The organism is Mesorhizobium sp. M1142 (assembly GCF_040318565.1).
Taxonomy (GTDB): Bacteria; Pseudomonadota; Alphaproteobacteria; order Rhizobiales; family Rhizobiaceae; genus Mesorhizobium.
In genome coordinates this window covers 38,038-58,493 of sequence record NZ_JAMYMK010000008.1, presented here as the reverse complement: position 1 = coordinate 58,493, position 20,456 = coordinate 38,038, and the positions used below count along the sequence as shown (strand labels likewise).

The 20,456-nt window shown below is 62.7% G+C and carries 25 protein-coding genes; 17 read left to right on the top strand and 8 right to left on the bottom strand.

Annotated elements, in window-relative coordinates; all coding sequences use genetic code 11:
- The 6 genes from NKH42_RS15140 to NKH42_RS15115 all read left to right on the top strand — a co-directional run bounded on the left by NKH42_RS15140 (window position 1) and on the right by NKH42_RS15115 (window position 7,921).
- Window positions 1-1,254: a hypothetical protein gene (locus tag NKH42_RS15140; protein WP_352687850.1), complete on the top strand. Its 1,254-nt coding sequence runs from the start codon at window positions 1-3 to the stop codon at window positions 1,252-1,254.
- A gap of 113 nt (window positions 1,255-1,367) precedes the next feature.
- Window positions 1,368-4,682, top strand: coding sequence for an excinuclease ABC subunit UvrB (gene uvrB, locus NKH42_RS15135; protein WP_352751897.1), 3,315 nt, complete (start codon window positions 1,368-1,370; stop codon window positions 4,680-4,682).
- Between the two features lie 444 nt (window positions 4,683-5,126).
- On the top strand, window positions 5,127-6,656 hold the full coding sequence (locus NKH42_RS15130) for an ABC-F family ATP-binding cassette domain-containing protein (RefSeq protein ID WP_352751895.1): 1,530 nt from the start codon (window positions 5,127-5,129) through the stop codon (window positions 6,654-6,656).
- A gap of 103 nt (window positions 6,657-6,759) precedes the next feature.
- Window positions 6,760-6,933: a hypothetical protein gene (locus NKH42_RS15125; protein WP_023719167.1), complete on the top strand. Its 174-nt coding sequence runs from the start codon at window positions 6,760-6,762 to the stop codon at window positions 6,931-6,933.
- Between the two features lie 127 nt (window positions 6,934-7,060).
- The gene (locus NKH42_RS15120) at window positions 7,061-7,489 is read left to right on the top strand and encodes a VOC family protein (protein ID WP_254819275.1); all 429 of its coding nucleotides are present in this window, start codon (window positions 7,061-7,063) and stop codon (window positions 7,487-7,489) included.
- A gap of 78 nt (window positions 7,490-7,567) precedes the next feature.
- Window positions 7,568-7,921 carry a DUF1428 domain-containing protein gene (locus NKH42_RS15115; protein ID WP_352751893.1) on the top strand — a complete coding sequence of 118 codons (354 nt, stop codon included), beginning with the start codon at window positions 7,568-7,570 and terminating at the stop codon, window positions 7,919-7,921.
- On the opposite strand, the gene NKH42_RS15110 is transcribed toward NKH42_RS15115, so the two are convergent.
- The 3 genes from NKH42_RS15110 to NKH42_RS15100 form a co-directional block, all read right to left on the bottom strand.
- Window positions 7,908-9,563 carry a tetratricopeptide repeat-containing sulfotransferase family protein gene (locus NKH42_RS15110; protein WP_352751891.1) on the bottom strand — a complete coding sequence of 552 codons (1,656 nt, stop codon included), beginning with the start codon at window positions 9,561-9,563 and terminating at the stop codon, window positions 7,908-7,910. The genes NKH42_RS15115 and NKH42_RS15110 overlap by 14 nt on opposite strands.
- Before the next feature lie 183 nt (window positions 9,564-9,746).
- The gene (locus NKH42_RS15105) at window positions 9,747-10,013 is read right to left on the bottom strand and encodes a DUF1488 family protein (protein ID WP_254819211.1); all 267 of its coding nucleotides are present in this window, start codon (window positions 10,011-10,013) and stop codon (window positions 9,747-9,749) included.
- Window positions 10,014-10,023: 10 nt separating this feature from the next.
- On the bottom strand, window positions 10,024-10,206 hold the full coding sequence (locus NKH42_RS15100) for a hypothetical protein (RefSeq protein ID WP_352477934.1): 183 nt from the start codon (window positions 10,204-10,206) through the stop codon (window positions 10,024-10,026).
- 336 nt (window positions 10,207-10,542) lie between these two features.
- Between NKH42_RS15100 and NKH42_RS15095 the strand changes: the two genes are divergently transcribed.
- The 4 genes from NKH42_RS15095 to NKH42_RS15080 are packed head-to-tail and all read left to right on the top strand — an operon-like array spanning window position 10,543 to window position 11,491.
- Window positions 10,543-10,809, top strand: a complete 267-nt coding sequence (locus tag NKH42_RS15095; protein ID WP_352477936.1) for a hypothetical protein — start codon at window positions 10,543-10,545, stop codon at window positions 10,807-10,809.
- On the top strand, window positions 10,806-11,051 hold the full coding sequence (locus tag NKH42_RS15090) for a hypothetical protein (RefSeq protein ID WP_352704119.1): 246 nt from the start codon (window positions 10,806-10,808) through the stop codon (window positions 11,049-11,051). Before NKH42_RS15095 ends, NKH42_RS15090 begins: the two co-directional genes overlap by 4 nt.
- 45 nt (window positions 11,052-11,096) lie before the next feature.
- Window positions 11,097-11,234, top strand: coding sequence for a hypothetical protein (locus NKH42_RS15085; RefSeq protein ID WP_254819207.1), 138 nt, complete (start codon window positions 11,097-11,099; stop codon window positions 11,232-11,234).
- Window positions 11,235-11,266: 32 nt separating this feature from the next.
- Window positions 11,267-11,491, top strand: a complete 225-nt coding sequence (locus NKH42_RS15080) for a hypothetical protein (RefSeq protein WP_352704117.1) — start codon at window positions 11,267-11,269, stop codon at window positions 11,489-11,491.
- A 10-nt stretch (window positions 11,492-11,501) separates the two neighbouring features.
- On the opposite strand, the gene NKH42_RS15075 is transcribed toward NKH42_RS15080, so the two are convergent.
- A complete protein-coding gene (locus NKH42_RS15075) occupies window positions 11,502-11,897 on the bottom strand; it encodes a Kazal-type serine protease inhibitor family protein (RefSeq protein WP_352704114.1) in 396 nt (131 codons plus the stop codon).
- Window positions 11,898-12,398: 501 nt separating this feature from the next.
- Between NKH42_RS15075 and NKH42_RS15070 the strand changes: the two genes are divergently transcribed.
- The 3 genes from NKH42_RS15070 (at window position 12,399) to NKH42_RS15060 (ending at window position 13,654) form a co-directional block, all read left to right on the top strand.
- On the top strand, window positions 12,399-12,611 hold the full coding sequence (locus NKH42_RS15070; RefSeq protein WP_006202520.1) for a cold-shock protein: 213 nt from the start codon (window positions 12,399-12,401) through the stop codon (window positions 12,609-12,611).
- A 226-nt stretch (window positions 12,612-12,837) separates the two neighbouring features.
- On the top strand, window positions 12,838-13,050 hold the full coding sequence (locus tag NKH42_RS15065; protein ID WP_006202521.1) for a cold-shock protein: 213 nt from the start codon (window positions 12,838-12,840) through the stop codon (window positions 13,048-13,050).
- A gap of 193 nt (window positions 13,051-13,243) precedes the next feature.
- Window positions 13,244-13,654: a BA14K family protein gene (locus tag NKH42_RS15060; protein ID WP_352704112.1), complete on the top strand. Its 411-nt coding sequence runs from the start codon at window positions 13,244-13,246 to the stop codon at window positions 13,652-13,654.
- A 69-nt stretch (window positions 13,655-13,723) separates the two neighbouring features.
- On the opposite strand, the gene NKH42_RS15055 is transcribed toward NKH42_RS15060, so the two are convergent.
- The 3 genes from NKH42_RS15055 to NKH42_RS15045 all read right to left on the bottom strand — a co-directional run bounded on the left by NKH42_RS15055 (window position 13,724) and on the right by NKH42_RS15045 (window position 15,906).
- Window positions 13,724-14,365: an MBL fold metallo-hydrolase gene (locus NKH42_RS15055; protein WP_352713127.1), complete on the bottom strand. Its 642-nt coding sequence runs from the start codon at window positions 14,363-14,365 to the stop codon at window positions 13,724-13,726.
- 190 nt (window positions 14,366-14,555) lie between these two features.
- Window positions 14,556-14,867, bottom strand: a complete 312-nt coding sequence (locus NKH42_RS15050; RefSeq protein WP_254819202.1) for a hypothetical protein — start codon at window positions 14,865-14,867, stop codon at window positions 14,556-14,558.
- 145 nt (window positions 14,868-15,012) lie between these two features.
- On the bottom strand, window positions 15,013-15,906 hold the full coding sequence (locus NKH42_RS15045) for a branched-chain amino acid aminotransferase (protein ID WP_352751890.1): 894 nt from the start codon (window positions 15,904-15,906) through the stop codon (window positions 15,013-15,015).
- A 245-nt stretch (window positions 15,907-16,151) separates the two neighbouring features.
- On the opposite strand from NKH42_RS15045, the gene NKH42_RS15040 reads away from it, so the two are divergent.
- From NKH42_RS15040 to NKH42_RS15025, 4 genes are all read left to right on the top strand, one after another.
- Complete coding sequence (locus NKH42_RS15040) at window positions 16,152-16,679, top strand: MarR family winged helix-turn-helix transcriptional regulator (protein WP_023719182.1); 528 nt, start codon at window positions 16,152-16,154, stop codon at window positions 16,677-16,679.
- Complete coding sequence (locus NKH42_RS15035) at window positions 16,666-17,385, top strand: response regulator (RefSeq protein WP_023678415.1); 720 nt, start codon at window positions 16,666-16,668, stop codon at window positions 17,383-17,385. Before NKH42_RS15040 ends, NKH42_RS15035 begins: the two co-directional genes overlap by 14 nt.
- Window positions 17,386-17,434: 49 nt before the next feature.
- The gene (locus NKH42_RS15030) at window positions 17,435-18,850 is read left to right on the top strand and encodes an ATP-binding protein (RefSeq protein ID WP_352687871.1); all 1,416 of its coding nucleotides are present in this window, start codon (window positions 17,435-17,437) and stop codon (window positions 18,848-18,850) included.
- A 205-nt stretch (window positions 18,851-19,055) separates the two neighbouring features.
- The gene (locus NKH42_RS15025; RefSeq protein WP_352753857.1) at window positions 19,056-20,078 is read left to right on the top strand and encodes a glycosyltransferase family 4 protein; all 1,023 of its coding nucleotides are present in this window, start codon (window positions 19,056-19,058) and stop codon (window positions 20,076-20,078) included.
- 12 nt (window positions 20,079-20,090) lie between these two features.
- Here NKH42_RS15025 and NKH42_RS15020 read toward each other — a convergent pair whose 3' ends face one another.
- Entirely contained in the window at window positions 20,091-20,450 is a 360-nt protein-coding gene (locus NKH42_RS15020; protein WP_352687875.1) for a tRNA-binding protein, read from the bottom strand.
- Window positions 20,451-20,456 lie beyond the last annotated feature (6 nt).

Sequence of the window (20,456 nt, the reverse complement as noted above, 5' to 3'; positions counted from 1 at the left end):
ATGACGCGTTTTTCCAGGCTGATGGCATGCGCCATCGTTCTTTTCCTGCCGCTGTCTTCGGCCGGCGGCGCTGTGCCGGATACCGCGGCCCTGTTCGAGGCAAAAACCGTGGCCGAGCGTAACGGCGCTCTTGCCGCTCTTGAAACCGCCGCGCCAGGCGATCCGGCAGCCGCCTACGCCGCCGGCGCCGGCGAATTCTTCACCGCGCTGGAGATCCTGGCCGGCGGCCTGCATCGCCACGGTTTCGAAAGCCCGCAATCCTTCATGCTGCCGCTGATGCGGCTGCCGGTGCCGGACAATGCCAATCCCGAGCCACTGACCTACGAACAATTCCGCGCCATTCTCGTCGCCTTCCGCGATCGGTTGGAGAAATCCGCAGCCACGCTGGGTTCGGTGCCCGCCGACGCGGACATCGGCACGGTCATCGACCTCACCCGCCTCGGCATCGATCTCAACGAGGATGGCCAGATCGCGCCGGACGAAAGTGCCGCCGCGATCATGGCGTTTCTGTCACGCGGCGGCGGTGTGCCAGACGCGGCCGCACCCGCCCTCACCTTCCGCTTCGACCGCGCCGACGGTTATTGGCTGCAGGGCTATGCCGAGTTCCTGATGGCGCAGGCAGACTTCTGGCTGGCGCATGATTTCAAAAACACATTCGACGGCTCCTTCCACATGCTGTTCCCGCGCGCAAAACTGCCGCTGCAGGATACGCTCGTGCCGCTGGACGCTGGCATGAATGGCGGCATCCTGACGTCCGAATGGCGCCTCGCCGACTTCATCTCCCTGGTGCATCTCATCAACTGGCAAGTGGTCGAGCCTGAGCGCCGGCAAGCGGCGCGCCGCCATCTGATGGAGATGATCCGACTGTCGCGCGAAGACTGGAAAGCCATCCGCGCCGAAACCGACAATGACCGCGAATGGCTGCCCGGGCCGCAGCAGAAAGGCGCCAGCCCGCTGACGGGCCTTGAAGTCGGCGAGGAGCAGGTGCAGGCCTGGCTCGCCGCCCTTGATATGGCCGAGGATCTTCTGGAAGGCCGCACCTTGCTGCCGCATTTCCGCATCGCCGACAAAGGCATCAACATGAAGCGCTTCTTTGATGAGCCAAAAACCTTCGACCTGGTGCTGTCGATCACCGGGCCGGCCATCGCGCCCTATCTCGAACGCGGCAAGATTCTCACAAGCGAGGAGTTCAACCAGATCCAGCGCCAGTTCGGCGGCGCCGGGTTTCTGACGTTCGCGCTTTGGTTTAACTGAGGACGAAACCTGGAGGGTGCTCCTGACAGCCTGCTGTCAGCAGCCAAATTGCGCCTCGCGCTACCCGCCACTCCGCTCTTTCCATTTTGGCCGATACCTCCCATATTCGGGCCATGGCCAGACTCTCCGACAAGAAAACGCCGCCGCCGGCGAATGACGAGCGCGCTTCGCCGCCCAAGCGGCGCAGTCCGCTGACCGATTTCCTCGATGCCTCGGAGCCCCTGTACAAGGGCGGCTTTGCCGAGGCGCCGCAGGCCGAGTTCACCGGCGCGCCGCTGACCGGCTCGATTGCCGACTGGGCCGAGCAGATCGAGCGGGAAGCCGAGAAGGAAGGGCGTCAAATCTCCCCCATCGAGGGGGAGATGTCGCCGAAGGCGACAGAGGAGGTCGGCAAAGGAAGCGCTCGGCATGAAGGGTCGCAGAGCACTGCCGCACCGACTCCACCCGGCGGCTCCGCCGCCACCCTCCCCTCGAGGGGGAGGGAAGGCGCCAAGTCTGCCAAGAAGATCCCGGAGCGCTCCTCTTCCCCCGGCCGTACTGCACGCGGCACCTCGATGGGCGGCGCGGCTTCGGCGCGGGAGCGCACTGCGGCCGGTCTCAATCCTGTCGCCGGCCTCGACATTTCGCTGGAGGACGCCGAGACCATGGCCTCGGGCGGCGTCACCGCCACCGTCGCGGCGCTGTCGGCGCTGATCGAATCTGGCAATCCGCTGCACAAGGACGGCGTGCTGTGGACGCCGCACCGCCCTGCCCGGCCGGAGAAGTCCGAAGGCGGCATCGCCATCAGGATGGTCTCGGATTTCGAGCCGGCCGGCGACCAGCCGACCGCGATCAAGGATCTCGTCGAGGGCGTCAACAGCAACGACCGCACCCAGGTGCTGCTCGGCGTCACCGGCTCGGGCAAGACCTTCACCATGGCCAAGGTGATCGAGGAGACGCAACGCCCTGCTCTGATCCTGGCGCCCAACAAGACGTTGGCCGCGCAGCTCTATTCCGAGTTCAAGAAATTCTTCCCGGAAAACGCCGTCGAGTATTTCGTCTCCTACTACGACTACTACCAGCCCGAGGCCTATGTGCCCCGGACCGACACCTACATCGAGAAGGAATCCTCGATCAACGAGCAGATCGACCGCATGCGCCATTCGGCGACGCGCTCGCTGCTCGAGCGCGACGACGTCATCATCGTCGCCTCGGTGTCCTGCATCTACGGTATCGGCTCGGTCGAGACCTATACGGCGATGACCTTCCAGATGCAGATCGGCGACCGGCTCGACCAGCGCGCGCTGCTCGCCGACCTCGTCGCCCAGCAATACAAGCGCCAGGACATCAACTTCGTCCGCGGCTCGTTCCGGGTGCGCGGCGATACGATCGAGATCTTCCCGGCCCACTTGGAAGACCGCGCCTGGCGCATCTCGCTGTTCGGCGACGAGATCGAAGCGATCACCGAATTCGATCCGCTGACCGGCCAGAAAACCGGCGAGCTGAAGAGCGTCAAGATCTACGCCAATTCGCACTACGTCACGCCGCGCCCGACCTTGAATCAAGCCATCAAGTCTATCAAGGAAGAACTTAAATATCGGCTGCAAGAGCTTGAAAAGGCTGGCCGCCTGCTTGAGGCGCAGCGGCTTGAGCAGCGCACCCGCTTCGACCTGGAGATGCTGGAGGCGACCGGCTCCTGCGCCGGCATCGAGAATTATTCGCGCTATCTGACCGGCCGCAAGCCGGGCGATCCGCCGCCGACACTGTTCGAATACATTCCCGACAATGCGCTGGTCTTTGTCGACGAAAGCCACGTCACCATACCGCAGATCGGCGGCATGTATCGCGGCGACTTTCGCCGCAAGGCGACGCTGGCCGAGTATGGTTTCCGCCTGCCGTCCTGCATGGACAACCGGCCGTTGCGCTTCGAGGAATGGGACGCCATGCGCCCGCTCTCCGTCGCGGTTTCGGCGACGCCCGGCGCCTGGGAGATGGAGCAGTCCGGCGGCGTCTTCGCCGAGCAGGTCATCCGCCCGACCGGCCTGATCGACCCGCCGGTTGAAGTGCGCCCGGCCAAGACACAGGTCGACGACGTAGTCGGCGAAATCCGCGAAACCACGAGGGCCGGCTACCGCACGCTGGTCACCGTGCTGACCAAGCGCATGGCCGAGGATTTGACCGAATATCTGCATGAGCAAGGCATTCGCGTCCGCTACATGCACTCCGACATCGACACGCTTGAGCGCATCGAGATCCTGCGCGATCTGCGCCTCGGCGCCTTCGACGTGCTGGTCGGCATTAACCTGCTGCGCGAAGGCCTCGACATTCCCGAATGCGGCTTTGTCGCCATTCTCGACGCCGACAAGGAAGGCTTTCTGCGCTCCGAGACATCTCTGATCCAGACCATCGGCCGTGCGGCCAGAAACGTCGACGGCAAGGTCATCCTTTATGCCGACCAGGTCACCGGCTCGATGGAGCGGGCGATGGCCGAGACCAACCGCCGTCGCGAAAAGCAGATGGAGTGGAACGCGGCCAACGGCATCACCCCGGAATCGGTCAAGTCGCGCATTTCGGACATCCTGGATTCAGTCTACGAGAAGGACCATGTCCGCGCCGACATTTCGCAGTTCACCGACAGCGCCGGCGCGATGATGGGCAACAATCTGAAGGCGCATCTCGACGCCCTGGAAAAGCAGATGCGCGACGCCGCCGCCAACCTCGATTTCGAAAAGGCGGCCCGCATCCGCGACGAGATCAAGCGGCTGCGCGAGATGGAACTGTCCATCTCGGACGACCCGCTGGCCAAATATGCCGACATGGAAAGCCCGGTTTCGGGCCGCGAAAAGGGCAAGCACAACAAGGGCGTGGCCAAACATCGTACAGCAGAGGAACAGGAGCGTTTCCGCAGACTCGACGAGGCACGTGCCGCCGAAGAGGCGGCCAAGGCTGCCCGGCCCAACCTCTTCCGCAAGCCGGAGCTCGACGAAATGGGCGCCGACGGCGCCGTGCCGGTCAAGAAGCCGCTGTTGGCGAAACCTCCGCTGGACGATATGGGACCTGGCACCGACATGCCGACGCCGTCAGGCGCGGTCTCCCGTTCGCTGTTCAAGAAACAGTCGGCGCAGGAAGCGCACGGTTCGGATTTCGGTATACCGGGTGAACCGACCAAGCCGCTGTTCAGGAAGAACTCACTGGACGAGATGACGGTGCGGCGGACCGAGAAGCCGGTCGAGGGAAAAGCGCCGGCGAAACCACAGCCAATCTCCCCCCTCGTGGGGGAGATGCCAAGTGGTGGCAAAGAGGGCAGGGCAGAGGGGGGCGCGAAGGAACGCGACGTTTCAGCCAAACCCATTGTCCGTCAGCGCGCCGGCATCGGCTCCTACGAAGACCCCGCCGACGCCCGCCGTGAAAAGCGCCGGCCGGGCAAGACGGGTCGGCCGGGACGGTAGCGAGCTTCCCTTCTCCCCTTGTGGATAAGGTGGATCGGCGCGCAGCGCCGAGACGGTTGAGGGTGTTGGACGGAGCGCCGTCGATGCCAAGCTGGAACACCCCTCATCCGACCGCTTCGCGGCCATCTTCTCCCACCAAGCAAGGGGAGAAGGGGGAGCCTAGCCACTTGCCATCGGCCCTACCCTTGGTGTAGCCAGTTTCTACAACTTGAACGTCTTGAAAGGAGGGCTGCGTGTTATTTTCTCACCACCGTCAGCGCGGCCCTGTCTCTGCCCTGCGAGCTTGCTTGCAGGGCTGACCAGAGACGGTCCGGGTTTTTCTTCCCGCTTCGATTTTCTTGGTCTGCCCTTCGTGGTGCTGCAACGCTGAGCCTGATGGCCAGCCTGCGCACCGTCAAAGTGCATTGAACCGGAACTCACTCCGGACAGACCAGAGAAATCGACATGGCCCTGATCAGCCTCAAGTCCCTCGGCGTCACCATGAGTGCGCCGCTCTTCTCCAACCTCGACCTCAGCATCGGCACCGGCGACCGCCTCGGCATCGTCGCCGCCAATGGTCGCGGTAAATCCACTTTGTTGAGGTGCCTGACGGGCGAGTTCGAAGCCACCACAGGCGACATCACCCGCACGCGTGGCCTGCGCGTCGGCTATGTCGAGCAAATCATCCCCGCAGCGCTCGCCGGGCGCAGCTTTCATGAAGTGGTGGCCGACGTCTTGCCGGCCGAGCAGGCCGAAAGCGAACAATGGCGCGTCGATGTGGTCCTCGATTCACTCGATGTGCCGCAGCCGATGCGCGAGCGGCCGATGCGAGCCTTGAGCGGTGGTTGGCAAAGGCTGGCGCTGATCGCCCGTGTCTGGGTCACCCATCCCGACGTCCTGCTTCTCGACGAGCCGACCAACCATCTCGATCTCGCAAAAATCAGCCAACTCGAGACCTGGCTGAACGCGCTGCCGCGTGAGGTGCCGGTGGTGATCGCCAGCCACGACCGGGCGTTCCTCGACGCGACGACCAGCCGCACGCTGTTTCTACGCCCCGAACAATCGCCGGTGTTTTCGCTGCCCTATTCGCGGGCGAGGCTTGCGCTGGATGAGGTCGACGCCTCGACCGAGCGCAAATTCCAGCGCGACATGAAAGTGGCGCAGCAGCTGCGCCGGCAAGCGGCCAAGCTCAACAATATCGGCATCAATTCCGGCAGTGACCTTTTGACGGTCAAGACCAAGCAGCTCAACCAGCGGGCAGAGCGACTGGAAGAAGCGGCAGCGCCGGCACACCGCGAAAGATCGGCGGGCGCGATCAAGCTCGCCAATCGCGGCAGCCATGCCAAGGTGCTGATCACGCTCGACGACTTGGTGGTCGGAACACCTGACGGCACGGTTCTGTTCAGCACCGGCAAGCGACACATCTGCCAAGGCGACCGCATCGTCCTGCTCGGCCGTAACGGTGTCGGCAAATCACGGCTGATCGGCCTGATCCGGAACGCCATCGTCGAGCCAGAAACGGTGGCGCAAAGCGTGAAGGTGACGCCGTCGACCGTGCTCGGCTATAGCGACCAGGCATTGTCGGGCATCGGCGGCGATGACACGCCGCTGGCGATGGTCGCGCGCAGATTCGATGTGGGTGAGCAGCGCGCCCGCTCGCTGCTGGCGGGCGCCGGCGTCAGCATCGACATGCAGGAGCGCAGGATCGGCGTGCTGTCCGGTGGGCAAAAGGCGCGGCTGATGATGCTGGCGCTGAGGCTCGCCAATCCCAATTTCTACCTGCTCGACGAGCCGACCAACCACCTCGACATCGACGGCCAGGAAGCGCTGGAAGCGGAATTGCTGGAACGTCAGGCGAGCTGTCTGTTCGCCTCGCACGACCGCTCCTTCATCCGCGCGGTTGGCAACCGCTTCTGGCTGATCGAGAAACGGCGGCTGACCGAGATCGATAGCCCGGAAGCTTTCTTCCAGGAGGTAGCCGAAGCGGGCGGTTAGAAAATTGCGGAAAAAAATCCGGCGCTCTGTCGGATGATGATCGCATGCCACGTCCTTGGGACGCCGACACGGTGATGCCGGCGCCAATCGAGGAGAAAGCATCATGTCTATTCTGTCATCCATAGGTCACGCCGTGACGCGTTACTCGGCGGCTCGCGCCCGTTATCGCAGCGAACGCGCCATCCTTTCATTGCCGATCGAGTTGCGCAAAGATATCGGCTGGCCGGAAATCGTCGTCGACGCGCAAAACAGCCCGCGGATTCGCATCGAAGGTTGAAAGGTGGCAGTTGGCCGTCGCGGCAGGCGCCATTTCGAATCCAAAAACCATCGGCCGTGTAGGATCTTCGCCGTTCCGTTCGTCCTGTGGTTCGCAAAGGCCAACCAGACGCAAAGAGGAGCATGACATGAATGATCAGCCGCAGACCCAGTCCGCCGCCAAAGTGCTTGGCGGATTGACGCCCTACCTTCAGCTGGACGGCGCTTTCAAAGCCGCAGAATTTTACCAAAAGGCCTTCGGTGCCGAGCAGGTCTTTGCCTATCCGCCGGATGAACAGGGCCGCACCATGCATATTCATCTGCACATCAACGGTTCGACCCTGATGCTTTCCGACTTCTATCCCGAGCATGGAATGGCCGCTGTGAAGCCGCAGGGCTACACCATGCAGCTCCATCTCGGCAGCGATGATATCGACGCCTGGTGGAAGCGGGCCATCGAGGCGGGTTGCGAGGAAGTCGTGCCGTTGCAGGTGATGTTCTGGGGCGACCGCTGGGGCAATATGCGTGATCCGTTCGGCGTCGAATGGGCAATGAACGCACCGGTGAAAGCAGCTTAACATCCAACACAGGCTGTGTCTGAAATCACCTCTCCCCGCTCTAAAGGGAGAGGAAAACGATCACATGGAGGAAGTCAGATGTCCTATGTCGACGGTTTCGTACTGGCCGTGCCCAAGGCAAATCTCGATGCCTACAAGAAAATAGCGCAGACGGCCGGCGCCGTCTGGAAGGAGCATGGCGCGTTGGCCTATGTCGAATGCATTGGCGACGACGTGCCCTATGGCGAACTCACCTCGTTCCCGCGCGCCGTACAGGCCAAGGACGACGAGGTCGTCATCTTCTCATGGGTGGTCTACAAATCGCGCCAGAGCCGCGACGCGGTGATGGCCAAGGTGATGGCCGATCCTCGTCTCAAGCAGGACTGGGAGACCATGCCGTTCGACGGCAAGCGCATGATCTTTGGCGGTTTTCAGCCCTTCATCGAGCTGTAGGCGCCCCTCGATCAAGTTTATTGAGCAGCGGCTTCAGCCGGTCGCCATAGCGCTTCCACAGATCGACCGAGCCCTGATACATCGGCTGGCGCACTTGCGCGGCCGACGCCGTGCGCACCGGCCGGTCGGTCTGGTGAAACGACAGCACGGCGTCGTCCCATGGGAGGCCGAGATGGGCGATCAGCGCCCGCGACTGGCCTTCCTGGTCGGCGACGAAATCCTCGTAGCGAACGTCGTGCACGACATCAGGCAGTACGGCGTGCCAGTGCGCCATGATATCGGTGTAGAGGTTGTGGAAATCGGCGAGCTCGTCGAGATCGTAGCCGTAGCGATGGCTGTCGCCGCGAAAGTGCACCTTGTAGATCGACAGGCACGTCGCCGCCGCATCGCGCGCGCAATGGATGATCTTGGCCTTCGGCAGCATCATATGGATGAAGCCAACCAAGAGGAAGTTGCCGGGCATCTTGTCTGTGACGTGCCGAAAACCTGGATAGCAGGCGTGCAGCATGTCGAGATAGGCCTGGCCGGCCTCAGCATAGGCCTTGTCGGGCATGTCGGCGATGCCCCAGGGAAAGCCGCCCTTCATGCTGAGCGGAAACTGCTTGCCGACCGCCGTCTTCAATATGCTGAGCTCGCCGGCGCCATAGACCTGCGGATGGCTGGCGATGATCTGCTCGACCAGCGTGGTGCCGGATCGCGGCATGCCGACAACGAAGATCGGCGTGTCGTCGGCGATCCCGCCCGGCCTGTGTTTTTCAAAAAAGGTCTTGTCGAATACCGCCTTCATCGCCTCGAACTCGCCGCGCGTCTTGCCGGCGTCGTAGTCGATGCCCTGGCGGCGGATCGCGTTGCCTTCGGCGAAATAGTCGAAAGCGCGGCCATAATCCCTGAGGTCGTCGTTGGCCTTGCCGAGGCCGAAGGAAAGCTGCATGCGCGCCAGGCTGCCTTGCGGCGCCTTGGCGTGCTCCGCCTCCATGCGGGCAAGCTCGGCGTCGCGCTCCTCCTGGCGCTTGACCTGGGTGAGCATCAGCCAGGCCCTGGCCATGCCGGGGTCCACCGCCAGCGCCTGCCTGAAAAGATCCGCAGCCTCGTCGAGATTGCCCTTTTCCATCAGCCCGACGCCCAGGCCGTGCAAAAGATCGGCATCCTTCGGCCGGATCGTCAGCGCCTCGCGAAAAACAGCCAGTGCTTCATCCAGCCGGCCCGCTTCCTGCAGCGTTTCGGCAAGCCCGACGCGGGCGCGGACATGGAACGGGTTGCGGCCGATCGTGCCGCGATAAATATCTTCGGCGCCTTCGAATTGGCCGAGCTGCTTCAGCGACGAGCCGAGATTGTCGCGCGCCGCCAACTGGTCCGGCCGAATCGCCACCACCTTGCGGAAGAGATCGGCGGCGGCCGCTACCCGGCCCAGGTCGCGCAGCACGGTGCCGAGATTGTTGAGGAAATCCGGATTGTTCGGCTGCAGACGCACCGATTGTTCGATCAGCGCCACCCCCTCGGCGCTGCGCCCGGTCTGGTGCAGCAGAAGCCCGAGGAAATGCGCAGCAGCCGGGTGGTTGGCCTTTTGCGCCAGCACCTGACGGTAAAGCGCCTCGGCTTCCTGCCGGCGCCCCGCCTGGTGCAGCTGCAGCGCCCGCTGCACGTGCTGGTCGAGCCCCAGCGGCGGCTGTCCGCCTGAGCCGTAACGTGTGCCTGCCGGTTGTCTCGGATCTCTGTTGATGGGAAACCTGCCGTGTTGTCCGCCTGCCGCGATCTAGGCCATCGCTGCGGCACGTGCAAGAGCAGACGGCGGTCGCTACGAAGCAAACCTCCGAACCCGGGGAACTTACCGAAAGTCGGCCGGCGTCAGCACATACATGTTCTTGCGGCCGTGCGAGTAGGCTTCGCGCGCAATATCGTGGATCGACGAACGCTTGGCGTCGAAGGCACTGAGGAATTCGGCTTCGGCTCCGCTTGCAGCCGGGTTTACCGTCGAAAGTGCCGTAACCTCGATAAAGAACGGGACTTCGAACATGCCGTCATGCCCGACGAAACGAACGCGCTTGGCTGCAGCGTCGTAGGACCGGCTGGGATTGGGAAAATTGAGTGTCATGGCTTGCGCGTCAAATCAGGCGGTTGCTTTCGGCAAGCTGGCGCGCCCGCCGCACCGTGCCGTCGGTGTCGGCAATCCTTCGCCTTGCCGCCTCGTCGCTTCTTATCGTGAGGCGCGGCGATATGACCTTTGTCGGCTTGACGACAGGATCGACTGCAACTGTCGGGACATTCGCTGTTCTTACGGAACTCATGACTCTATTCCCTTCATACCTAAATAAACACAAATGCCGGAGGAACTCTTCCGGAACTTCTTCAAACAATTTTTGAGATGCCCGGCACCGTATCATCGTTTCGCAAATAACCATAGAAAAGTAATTTTACGTTGGTAGCGGCAAAAAGCCGGAATCTTCTTGAATAAGCCGCATTTTCAGAATATTGGTATGGAACCGTTTTTGGGCCGTGCTTGGTCCCCTCGCGGCGTCAGGGGTTCTCGGCCCGCCAAAACTCATTCAAATCGCCGATACCCGATACCGCAATGCAGGCCCCGTTTTCAGGGCCAGGCCGGAAAGAAACTTCAAGGCACAAGAATGTCTGCCCGCACCACTCATTCCATCGCGCATTTCGCGGCACCTTTCGTGCTTGGCGGGCTAGATGGCGTGCAGCCGGCCGGCGACTATGACATCGACCACGACGAGGAACTGATCGACGGCATGTCGTGGCTTGCCTGGCGGCGCGTCGCCACTTTCATCCATCTGCCGTCAAGGACGGTGAAAAGCCCGACCAGCCAGCTTGTCGCCGTCGACCACGCCGAACTCGAAGCAGCGCTTCGGCACGATCAGGAGAATGTTACATGATCCGCTTCCAGCAGAGTGCGCGGCGCACGGATACGCCGTCGCATATCTTCACCATCGGCCAGACCGTCCGCATGAAGAGCCGCATCGGCCTTGTCCAAAAGACCGCGGAGCTGTTCCAGATCAAGAGCCGGTTGCCGGTCAAGGACGGCTCGCCGCAATACCGCATCCGCAGCGAGCAGGAGACCTACGAGCGGGTCACCACGGAAGACAATCTCGAACCGGTCGACAACCCGGCCGGCTGAGCGATAGCACTCTCGACATTACCACCCACGCACGAGGGATCAGAAATGGCCAAGGGTCAACAGCGAAGCAACCGCGAGACACGCAAGCCCAAGAAGGACAAGGTGGCTGCAAAGCCGGCCTCGCCGTTCGGCTCGGCGGTCAAGCAGGCGGAGACCGGTACGAAACCCAAGTCCAAAGGCTAGGGTCGATCGCAGACAATCTGCTGGAGGCGTGCTTGAACTTCGTCATCGAGTTCTACCGCTTGCGCGATGCCGACGAAGCGACACTCGACCGGGTGTCGCTGGAGGCGCCGAACCTGCGCGCCGCCCTGCAAGGCGCCGCCACGCTGCTTCACACGTTGATGATGCCGCAGATCCCCGATCGCCTGCGCATCTCCAACGAGGACGGCGCCGAGCTCTACGTCGGCCCCGCCGATGGTGCCTATCCGGACGAACAGTGAGGCCGGTGCGCTAGCACGGCCCATCATCGACGACCCGATAATCAGCCGCGCGGGCCTCGCATTCATTGGGGAACGTGCGCAGTTCGCCATGGCGACGGGCACAGACCGGGCGGTATTCGCGGGTACAGAATGTGTGCTCCCCGCCGCCACCACCGCCACGGCACTCGCCTTCACGGATGATGCGGTATCCGGCCCGTTCGGCAAGGCAGGCGTTGGCGAAGGTCTGGCGGTCGCCGCCGCGCCTGGCGCAGACCGGGTCATATTGCCTGGTGCAGAATTGCGGTCCCGGCCGTGGCGGGCGCGGCCCCGGCCCCTCATCGACCACGACGGTGCAGGCCGCGAGAATTGCCGACAGGAACAGGATGGAAAAACCCTGCCGCGAGAAGATTGCCGCAAGAAACCGCATGAATGTTCCCTCCCTCGAAACTCGTGCCTGCACAAATGGTGCCTGCGTCCGGCCGATCCTCGTCATTCCGCCGCCAAATGCAACCCCTGTTTGCAACCGGCGGCATGGCCAACCAGGGCGACGGTAGGCCGGCGCAAAGGCAAAACAGCACCGGCCCCGCTTGCTGGACCATGCCTGGGCTGCGTCTGGCCGATGACCGCGCGGAGAACCGGAACTATCGCTGCGATGCGTCGGGATGCGCCTGTTGGGCCGCCCGCGGCTCTATCTTGCAAGCATCACGTTTCCGTGCGATAAATTTTGTGTTCGGGCATTTGCGACCCGGAGAGCGGAACGTTTTGGACGACCTTTCCCCGATACTGTGAATCTCTGACAGCCCCGTTTTCGGCGGGGGGTTTTACCATGCGCCAGTGCATGACTGCCGAAGCAACCACCGGGACTTGCCCACGGCGCCAGGCGGCGGGCGGAACCACCAAGACTGACACGGGTGAAGGAGTTTCCCCAATGGCCCAGACCGGCACCGTTAAATTCTTCAACGCTACCAAAGGCTTCGGCTTCATCACGCCCGATGGCGGCGCCAAGGATGTGTTCGTCCACATCTCGGCGATCGAGGCTTCCGGGCTGCGCACGCTCGTCGACGGTCAGAAGGTCACTTTCGATGTCGAGCCCGACCGTATGGGGAAGGGTCCGAAAGCGGTCAATCTCCGCGCCGCCTGAACGGCGGCGTGCCGCGCGTCCTTTCGGGGTGTGAGGATGCTGCAAGGCTTTGGTGTGACGTGAATTTTATAAAGGCGCGGCGGCTTTCGTCGCGCCTTTTGTGTTCTGGGATGCTTGCCGGCACCCGCAAAACTTTCTCTTGCCGATGGCACTAAAATAAAGGACAAATTTCCGTCCGGGCATTTGCCGGCCCGAGACTGGACTTGTGGGATCAAAGGAGCTTCCCATGCCGCAGACCGGCACCGTCAAATTCTTCAATCACGCCAAGGGCTTCGGCTTCATCACGCCGGACGACGGGGCAAAGGATGTCTTCGTCCATATTTCGGCCGTGCAGGCGTCGGGTCTTCCCGGTCTTGAGGATGGGCAGAAAGTGACATTCGACACCGAGCCGGACAAGCGCGGCAAGGGTCCGAAAGCCGTCAACCTGTCGATCGGCTGAACCGGCCCTGGACAGAATGGACGCGGGCCGGTCTGGCCTGCGGTGTTTGCCGCACGCTTGAATCGCCCGGTTGGATGAACCCGCCTGGCCAAATTTCGTTCAGCCCCCGTTCAGCCACGGTCCCATATTAATCTTCGTTAAAGCCGGACCGCATCCCCCGAAAACGACCCGGGCCGGCACGAAGGAGACCGACATGAACCGAATTTTCAAGACTGCCATCCTGTCCGCCGCGGTCGTTGCGACCACGCTTGCGACCTTGCCCGCGGCCAGTGCCGATGAATGGCGCCATCACCGCCAGCACCACGGCAACGGCGACGCCGTTGCGGCAGGCGTGCTCGGCCTTGCGGCCGGTGCCCTGATCGGCGGTGCGCTCGCCAGCCCGCAGCCCCGCTATTACGACCCGGCCTATGATGATGAATACTACCGGCCTGCCCCGGTGCGCCGTTATTACGTGCAGCCGCGAGTGGCCTATGCCGAAAGCTACGCGGAGCCCTGGACCCGCGGCTGGTACGAATACTGCTCGGACCGCTACCGGAGCTTCAACGCGCGTACCGGCACGTTCACAGGCTATGACGGCGAACAGCATTTCTGCACCGCCAATTAACGGAGGCAGTTTCCTGCCGGAAAAAAGCGCGGTCGCACAGGCCGCGCTTTTTTGTTTCCGGCAAGCGGTTCAGATCAGGAACGGATTGCTCCGCCGCTCCTCACCAAAACGGCCGCCGGGACCGTGGCCGCAGATGAAGCCGATGTCGTCGCCCAACGGCAAAAGCTTCTCCTTGATCGAGGCGATCAGCGCGGCGTGGTCGCCGCCCGGCAGGTCGGTGCGGCCGACCGAACCGCGGAACAGCACGTCGCCGACATGCGCGAACTTCGCCGCCCGGTTATAGTAGACGACGTGGCCGGGTGCGTGGCCCGGACAATGGAGCACCTCGAACACGTGTGAGCCGAACGAAACGGTCTCGCCTTCGGCAAGGAACCGGTCGGGGACACAGTTGCGCACGGGATCGGTGATGCCGTAGCGCTTCGCCTGGTTCTCGAGATTGGCGAGCAGCGGCCGGTCGGCGGCATGCGGGCCGATGATCTCGATACCGAGCGCCTCCTTCAGCTCCATGGCCCCGCCGGCATGGTCGATATGGCCATGCGTGATCCAGATCGCGCCGGCTGTGATCGCATTGTCCTCGAGCGCCGCCAGCACCTTGTCGATGTCGCCGCCCGGATCGACGACAACGCCTTGCCTGTCGTCCATGTCGAAGAGAATGGTGCAGTTCTGCTGGAACGGCGTGACCGGCACGATGCCGGCGTTGAGCTGACCCATATTCGTCCTTTCACGCTGTCGGAGCGCTGCGCGCCCCCTCGAACGCGTCAGGAAAGCCCTAACCTTACCCTGATGTAGAGACACACGCGAACGGCGTCCACCGCTCCACAAACGGCAAACGGAAAAACGCAAAACGGAAAACGAAATGGGCGGCCGAAGCCGCCCATTTAAAACCCTGAAACGTCAAAGCTTATTTCTTCATCGCGTTCATGACCGCACCGATGATGCCGGTCAGGATGGCGCCGCCGCCGGCACCGCCAACGATATTTGAAATGTTCAACGCGCTGCCTGCCCCTGCCGCCGTGGCCGCGGCTGTCGGATCGACCGCGCCACCCAGCAGACTGTTGAGGATGGCCGCACCGCCGACGCCGCCAACAGCGCCGCCCAGGATTTTGGTAAGCTGCCCCATCGCCGCCGTCTTGATAGCCGCGCCAACCGCCTGACCACCGATGATACCCGTAATCACCTGAATAATGATCGGAAGAAGCGTGTTCATATCCATATTTCCAGTCCCTCCATAGCTGCCAGCCTCCCGGGCCGACCCCATCATGAGACGCCGAATTGTGTGAAAGTCAAATGCAGAAGCGCTTAAATAAAAAGGGCGGCCCGAAAACCGCCCTTACTAGTTAAAAAAGCTGTGACTTTCGTTATTCTGCAGCGATTGCGTGCTTGGGCTGAACGGCCGCAGAATAGTCATTCATCAGCGTCTTGGCGATTTCGCCGACCTCGAATCGGTATGGACCGATCTCCGAAACCGGCGTCACCTCGGCTGCCGTCCCGGTGAGGAAGCACTGCTGGAAGCCTTCAAGCTCTTCCGGCATGATGGCGCGCTCGATCACCTCCAAACCGCGGTCCTTGGCAAGGCCGATGACCGTGCGGCGGGTGATGCCGTCGAGGAAGCAATCGGGCTTGGGCGTATGGATCTTGCCGTCCTTGACGAAGAAGATGTTGGCGCCTGTCGCTTCCGCCACCTGGCCCCGCCAGTCGAGCATCATAGCGTCGGCATAGCCCTTGGCCTCGGCGGCATGCTTGGACATGGTGCAGATCATATAGAGGCCGGCCGCCTTCGATTTCGACGGTGCGGTGCGCGGGTCGGGGCGGCGCCATTCGGCCATGTCGAGGCGGATGCCCTTGAGCTTCTGCGCCGGGTCGAAATAGCTCGGCCACTGCCAGATGGCGATGGCGCAGTTGATCCGACTGTTCTGTGCGGAAACGCCCATCTGTTCGCTGCCGCGCCACGCGATCGGCCGGACATAGGCGTCCTGGAAACCTTGCTTCTTCAACAGCGTGCGGCAGGCGTCGTCGATCTCGGCGACCGAGTAGGGTATCTTGAAGCCAAGCAGGCGCGCCGATTCATGCAGGCGTTCGGTGTGGTCGGTCAGCTTGAAAATTTCGCCCCCATAAGCGCGCTCGCCCTCGAATACCGCGCTGGCGTAGTGCAGCCCGTGGGTCAAGACGTGGATCTTGGAGTCGGCCCATTTGACGAATTCGCCGTTCATCCAGATAAAGCCGTCCAGTTGGTCGAAGGGAACGGATGCCATGGTAACCTCCCGCGGGCGGCAGCCCGCACAGTGTCGTTGCGTGTTTCGCCTCGGCCGCTGCGGACGGCCATTGTCTCAAAGCGTAGGCGGATATTTAAGGTCTGGCAAACTCAGGAAGTTCCGGAAAAAAACGGCTTCGCTTGCCTTTTCGTTCGCAATCCGCCGAAAAGCTTGCCAAAAATTACCATCGCGCGGAAAATACGTCAATAGTGCTGACATAATTTCCTGCTTCACACGGAGAAAAGATGACGAGCCACGCAGCCGCAGAGCCGATCAGGACGGCGATCACCGACGAGGACGGCATCGATTTCGCCATCATCGAGTTGTTCTTCTTCGCCTATCGCGACTTTACCTCCGATCCGGACCAGATCCTGGCCGATTACGGTTTTGGCCGCGCCCATCATCGGGTGTTGCATTTCGTCAATCGCCGGCCCGGCCTGACGGTCGCCGAGCTCCTCGACGTGCTCAAGATCACCAAGCAGAGCCTGGCGCGCGTGCTCAAGCAACTGATTGACACCGACCATATCGTGCAATTGCAGGGCCCTCGCGACCGCCGCCAGCGCGAGCTTTATCCGACGGCCAAGGGCCGTGCGCTGGCGCTGGCGCTGGCGCGGCCACAGTCGCGCCGCATCCATGCTGCATTGGAAGATTCCGGAGCCACCGAACGCGCCGTTATCGAACGGTTCCTTGAAGCGATGGTCAATCCGGAACTAAGGGCGCAGATCGACATTGTGCCCGCAAAGATGTCAGGGAAAAGCCATGGAGACCATTGAGAGGGTTGATCATCCGACAGCACCGGAAGACGACGCGCCGCATCTGCTGGTGGTCGACGACGACACCCGAATCCGCAATCTTCTGAAACAGTATCTGACCGAAAACGGTTTTCGCGTCACCGTCGCCGGAAATTCCGGCGAGGCGCGGCGCAAGCTCGCCGGCCTCGACTTCGATCTGATCGTGCTCGACGTCATGATGCCGGGTGAAAGCGGCGTCGATCTCACCAAGGCGCTGCGGGCGGAGAAAAACGTACCGATCCTGATGCTCACCGCACTGTCCGAAACCGACAGCCGGATCACCGGGCTCGAGGCCGGCGCCGACGACTATCTGCCTAAACCGTTCGACCCGCGTGAGCTGATCCTGCGTATCAACAATATCCTGCGCCGCGGCGGCCCCGCGACGACGCCCAAGGTCGAACAGCTGGTCTTCGGTCCCTATACGTTCCAGATCGCCAGGCGTGAGCTGAAGCGCGGCGGAGAGGCGCTCAAGCTGACCGACCGCGAGCAGGAAATCCTGGCGATCTTCGCTGCCCGTGCCGGCGAGACGATACCGCGGCATGAGCTTGTCGGCGACGAATCCGAGGTCGGCGAGCGCACGATCGACGTCCAGATCAACCGGCTGCGCCGCAAGATCGAACGCGATCCGTCCAATCCGGTCTGGCTGCAGACCGTGCGCGGTATTGGGTATCGGCTCAGCGTGGAATAGAATGCCGCCGACAGCGGACCTTGCCGTGTCCCGGTGAGCGAAAAGACGAATGGCGACCACGCACCTCGAACGGCCGGGAGATGGCGGCTTCAGCGCCCGCGCGACGCGGGCGCTGAAGGCCGTGCCGCGCGCCTGGAACCGTTTCTGGCGCCTGGTGTCGCTTTACATGCCGAAGCGGCTCTATGCCCGCTCGCTGATCATCGTCATAGCGCCAATGATCATGCTGCAGTCGGTCGTCGCCTTTGTCTTCATGGAGCGCCATTGGCAGACCGTGACGCAACGCCTGTCACAGGCCACGGTGCGCGACATCGCCGCCATCATCGACCTGATAGAGACCTATCCGCATGACGCCGACTACGCGAACATCATCCGCATCGCCCAGGATCGCATGCAGCTGAAGGTCGACCTCCTCCCCCCCGACCCGCTGCCGCCACCCGGACCAAAGCCGTTCTTCTCGATCCTCGACGAGATCCTTTCGTCCGAGATCACCCGCCAGATCAACCGTCCGTTCTGGATCGATACGGTCGGCAATTCCAATATCGTCGAGGTCCGCGTCCAGCTTGAGAACAAGGTGCTGCGCGTCTTCGTGCGCCGCAGCCAGGCCTATGCATCGAACACCCATATTTTCCTGATCTGGATGGTCGGCACCTCACTGGTGCTGCTGATGATCGCCATTCCCTTCCTGCGCAACCAGATCCGGCCGATTCTGACGCTGGCCGAGGCGGCCGAGAGCTTTGGCAAAGGCCGGCCGATGCCGCGCGATTTTCGCCCGCGCGGCGCCGAGGAAGTCCGCCGCGCCGGCTTTGCCTTCATCCAGATGCGCGAACGCATCGAACGCCAGCTCGAGCAGCGCACCGCCATGCTGAGCGGCGTCAGCCACGATCTGAGGACCATCCTCACCCGCTTCAAGCTGCAATTGGCGCTGGCCGGGACCAAGGCGGCCGACACCCAGGCACTCGACCAGGACATCGACGACATGCAGTCGATGCTGGAAGGTTACCTTGCCTTTGCACGCGGCGAAGCATCGGAAGACGCCGGCCGGTTCGACCTCGAAGCCTTCTTCGAAAAGCTTCGCGAGGAAGCCGTGCTGCGCAAGCGCAAGCTGTCGACCGTGCTTGCCGGCGATCCGCACGTCCACGTGCGCCCCAATGCCTTTGCCCGGCTGCTCTCCAATGTCGTCGGCAATGCATTCCGCTATGCCAAGACGGTGGAGATCAACGCCAATCATGGACGCGGTTCGCTGCTCGTCACCATCGACGATGACGGTCCGGGCATTCCGCCCGAAAAGCGGGAGGATGTATTCAAGCCGTTCGTGCGGCTCGACGAGGCCCGCAACCTCGACGCCAGCGGCACCGGCCTTGGCCTCTCCATCGCACGCGACATTGCCCGCAGCCATGGCGGCGACATCGTCCTCGAACGCAGCCCGCTCGGCGGCTTGCGGGCGGTGATCAAGGTTCCGGCTTGACGGCAGCGAGACCCGGCCTTCATTCGCCCGTCATGAAACCATGGTGAAGAGCGCCAATGAAGCGCGCGATCCTGATTGATTCGGCCCTGCGGCCTCATTTCGACCCCGCGCCTGCCCGGGTGCGCCGGTGCGACGCCAGAGCTGCGGCGTGGTCGCCGCTCAGGCATCGCGGCAAGGCAATCAAGCTCTCCGCCAAGGGACCGCCATGCGCATCCTGATGGTCACCGACGCCTGGCGCCCGCAAGTCAACGGTGTCGTCCACACGCTGGAGCGCCTCTCGGAGACCCTGAAATCCTTCGATGTCGAGACGGATTTCCTGACACCCAACATCTTTCGCACCCTGCCTCTGCCGACCTATCCCGATATCAGGCTGGCGCTGACGACGCCGCACCGCGTGGCGCGGCTGATCGAGGCGCGCAAGGTGGACCACGTTCATATCGTCACCGAAGGACCGCTCGGCATTATGGCCCGGCGCTACTGCCGCAACGCCGGCCGCCCGTTCACGACCAGCTATCACACACGTTTTCCGGAATATCTGAGCGCACGCCTGCCGGTGCCTGAAGCATGGGCCTATCGCTGGCTGCGCGATTTCCATAATTCAGGACAGGGCACGCTGGTCGCCACCCAGTCGCTTGCCGACGATCTTGCGGCGCGCGGCTTCACCAAGCTCCGGCCGTCGACGCGCGGCGTCGACACCGATCATTTTCGGCCGGATAAAAGAAAGGACCTGGGATTTCCCGGACCGATCTTCCTCTGCGTCGGCCGCGTCGCGATCGAAAAGAACCTGCCGGCCTTTCTCGACCTCGACCTGCCGGGCAGCAAGGTGGTCGTAGGCGAAGGGCCGGAATTGGCGAAGCTGAAGGCCAGATATCCCGATACCCATTTCCTCGGCCATCGTCCGAATGACGAGCTGGCCGAGATCTACGCCTCGGCCGATGCCTTCGTCTTCCCCAGCCGCACCGACACATTCGGCAACGTCATCATCGAGGCGCTGGCCAGTGGCACGCCGGTCGCAGCCTATCCCGTCACCGGACCGATCGACATCATCGGAGACGGCATCGGCGGCGCGGTATCGGACGACCTGCGGCAAGCAGCGCTCGCCGCCCTTCACGTCGACCGCGCCGAGGCGCGGCAACGCGCGATGCGCTACAGCTGGAAGGCCTGCGCGGAAATGTTCATGAAAACGGTTGAAGAGGCGCTGGGCACCACGCGTAAACTGGCTGCGTGAGCAACAGCGCAGCTAGAACAACCTGCCTCCGTCCGGCACCTTGCGCTCGATCGCGCCAAGCACGACGGCGCCCTCTTCATCGGGAAAGCCTAGCGTCAGCACTTCCGACATGAATGGCCCGATCTGGCGCGGCGGGAAATTGACTACAGCGAACACCTGCCGGCCGATCAGGGTTTCGGGCGTATAGTATTTTGTGATCTGGGCCGAGGATTTCTTCACCCCGATCACGGGACCAAAATCGATTTTCAACTTGATCGCCGGCTTGCGCGCCTCGGGAAAAGGCTCGGCCTCTACGATCGTGCCGGCGCGGATGTCGATACGGTCGAAATCGGCAAAGCTGATCTCGGGTTTTCGCCTGTTGCTCGAACTCATCGACGG

Bases quoted from the DNA above. Each gene is read 5' to 3' on its own strand.
- NKH42_RS15140 (WP_352687850.1), top strand. From the start codon at position 1: ATGACGCGTTTTTCCAGGCTGATGGCATGCGCCATCGTTCTTTTCCTG.
- uvrB (WP_352751897.1), top strand. From the start codon at position 1,368: ATGGCCAGACTCTCCGACAAGAAAACGCCGCCGCCGGCGAATGACGAG.
- NKH42_RS15130 (WP_352751895.1), top strand. From the start codon at position 5,127: ATGGCCCTGATCAGCCTCAAGTCCCTCGGCGTCACCATGAGTGCGCCG.
- NKH42_RS15125 (WP_023719167.1), top strand. From the start codon at position 6,760: ATGTCTATTCTGTCATCCATAGGTCACGCCGTGACGCGTTACTCGGCG.
- NKH42_RS15120 (WP_254819275.1), top strand. From the start codon at position 7,061: ATGAATGATCAGCCGCAGACCCAGTCCGCCGCCAAAGTGCTTGGCGGA.
- NKH42_RS15115 (WP_352751893.1), top strand. From the start codon at position 7,568: ATGTCCTATGTCGACGGTTTCGTACTGGCCGTGCCCAAGGCAAATCTC.
- NKH42_RS15105 (WP_254819211.1), bottom strand. From the start codon at position 10,013: ATGACACTCAATTTTCCCAATCCCAGCCGGTCCTACGACGCTGCAGCC.
- NKH42_RS15100 (WP_352477934.1), bottom strand. From the start codon at position 10,206: ATGAGTTCCGTAAGAACAGCGAATGTCCCGACAGTTGCAGTCGATCCT.
- NKH42_RS15095 (WP_352477936.1), top strand. From the start codon at position 10,543: ATGTCTGCCCGCACCACTCATTCCATCGCGCATTTCGCGGCACCTTTC.
- NKH42_RS15090 (WP_352704119.1), top strand. From the start codon at position 10,806: ATGATCCGCTTCCAGCAGAGTGCGCGGCGCACGGATACGCCGTCGCAT.
- NKH42_RS15085 (WP_254819207.1), top strand. From the start codon at position 11,097: ATGGCCAAGGGTCAACAGCGAAGCAACCGCGAGACACGCAAGCCCAAG.
- NKH42_RS15075 (WP_352704114.1), bottom strand. From the start codon at position 11,897: ATGCGGTTTCTTGCGGCAATCTTCTCGCGGCAGGGTTTTTCCATCCTG.
- NKH42_RS15070 (WP_006202520.1), top strand. From the start codon at position 12,399: ATGGCCCAGACCGGCACCGTTAAATTCTTCAACGCTACCAAAGGCTTC.
- NKH42_RS15065 (WP_006202521.1), top strand. From the start codon at position 12,838: ATGCCGCAGACCGGCACCGTCAAATTCTTCAATCACGCCAAGGGCTTC.
- NKH42_RS15060 (WP_352704112.1), top strand. From the start codon at position 13,244: ATGAACCGAATTTTCAAGACTGCCATCCTGTCCGCCGCGGTCGTTGCG.
- NKH42_RS15055 (WP_352713127.1), bottom strand. From the start codon at position 14,365: ATGGGTCAGCTCAACGCCGGCATCGTGCCGGTCACGCCGTTCCAGCAG.
- NKH42_RS15050 (WP_254819202.1), bottom strand. From the start codon at position 14,867: ATGGATATGAACACGCTTCTTCCGATCATTATTCAGGTGATTACGGGT.
- NKH42_RS15045 (WP_352751890.1), bottom strand. From the start codon at position 15,906: ATGGCATCCGTTCCCTTCGACCAACTGGACGGCTTTATCTGGATGAAC.
- NKH42_RS15040 (WP_023719182.1), top strand. From the start codon at position 16,152: ATGACGAGCCACGCAGCCGCAGAGCCGATCAGGACGGCGATCACCGAC.
- NKH42_RS15035 (WP_023678415.1), top strand. From the start codon at position 16,666: ATGGAGACCATTGAGAGGGTTGATCATCCGACAGCACCGGAAGACGAC.
- NKH42_RS15030 (WP_352687871.1), top strand. From the start codon at position 17,435: ATGGCGACCACGCACCTCGAACGGCCGGGAGATGGCGGCTTCAGCGCC.
- NKH42_RS15025 (WP_352753857.1), top strand. From the start codon at position 19,056: ATGCGCATCCTGATGGTCACCGACGCCTGGCGCCCGCAAGTCAACGGT.
- NKH42_RS15020 (WP_352687875.1), bottom strand. From the start codon at position 20,450: ATGAGTTCGAGCAACAGGCGAAAACCCGAGATCAGCTTTGCCGATTTC.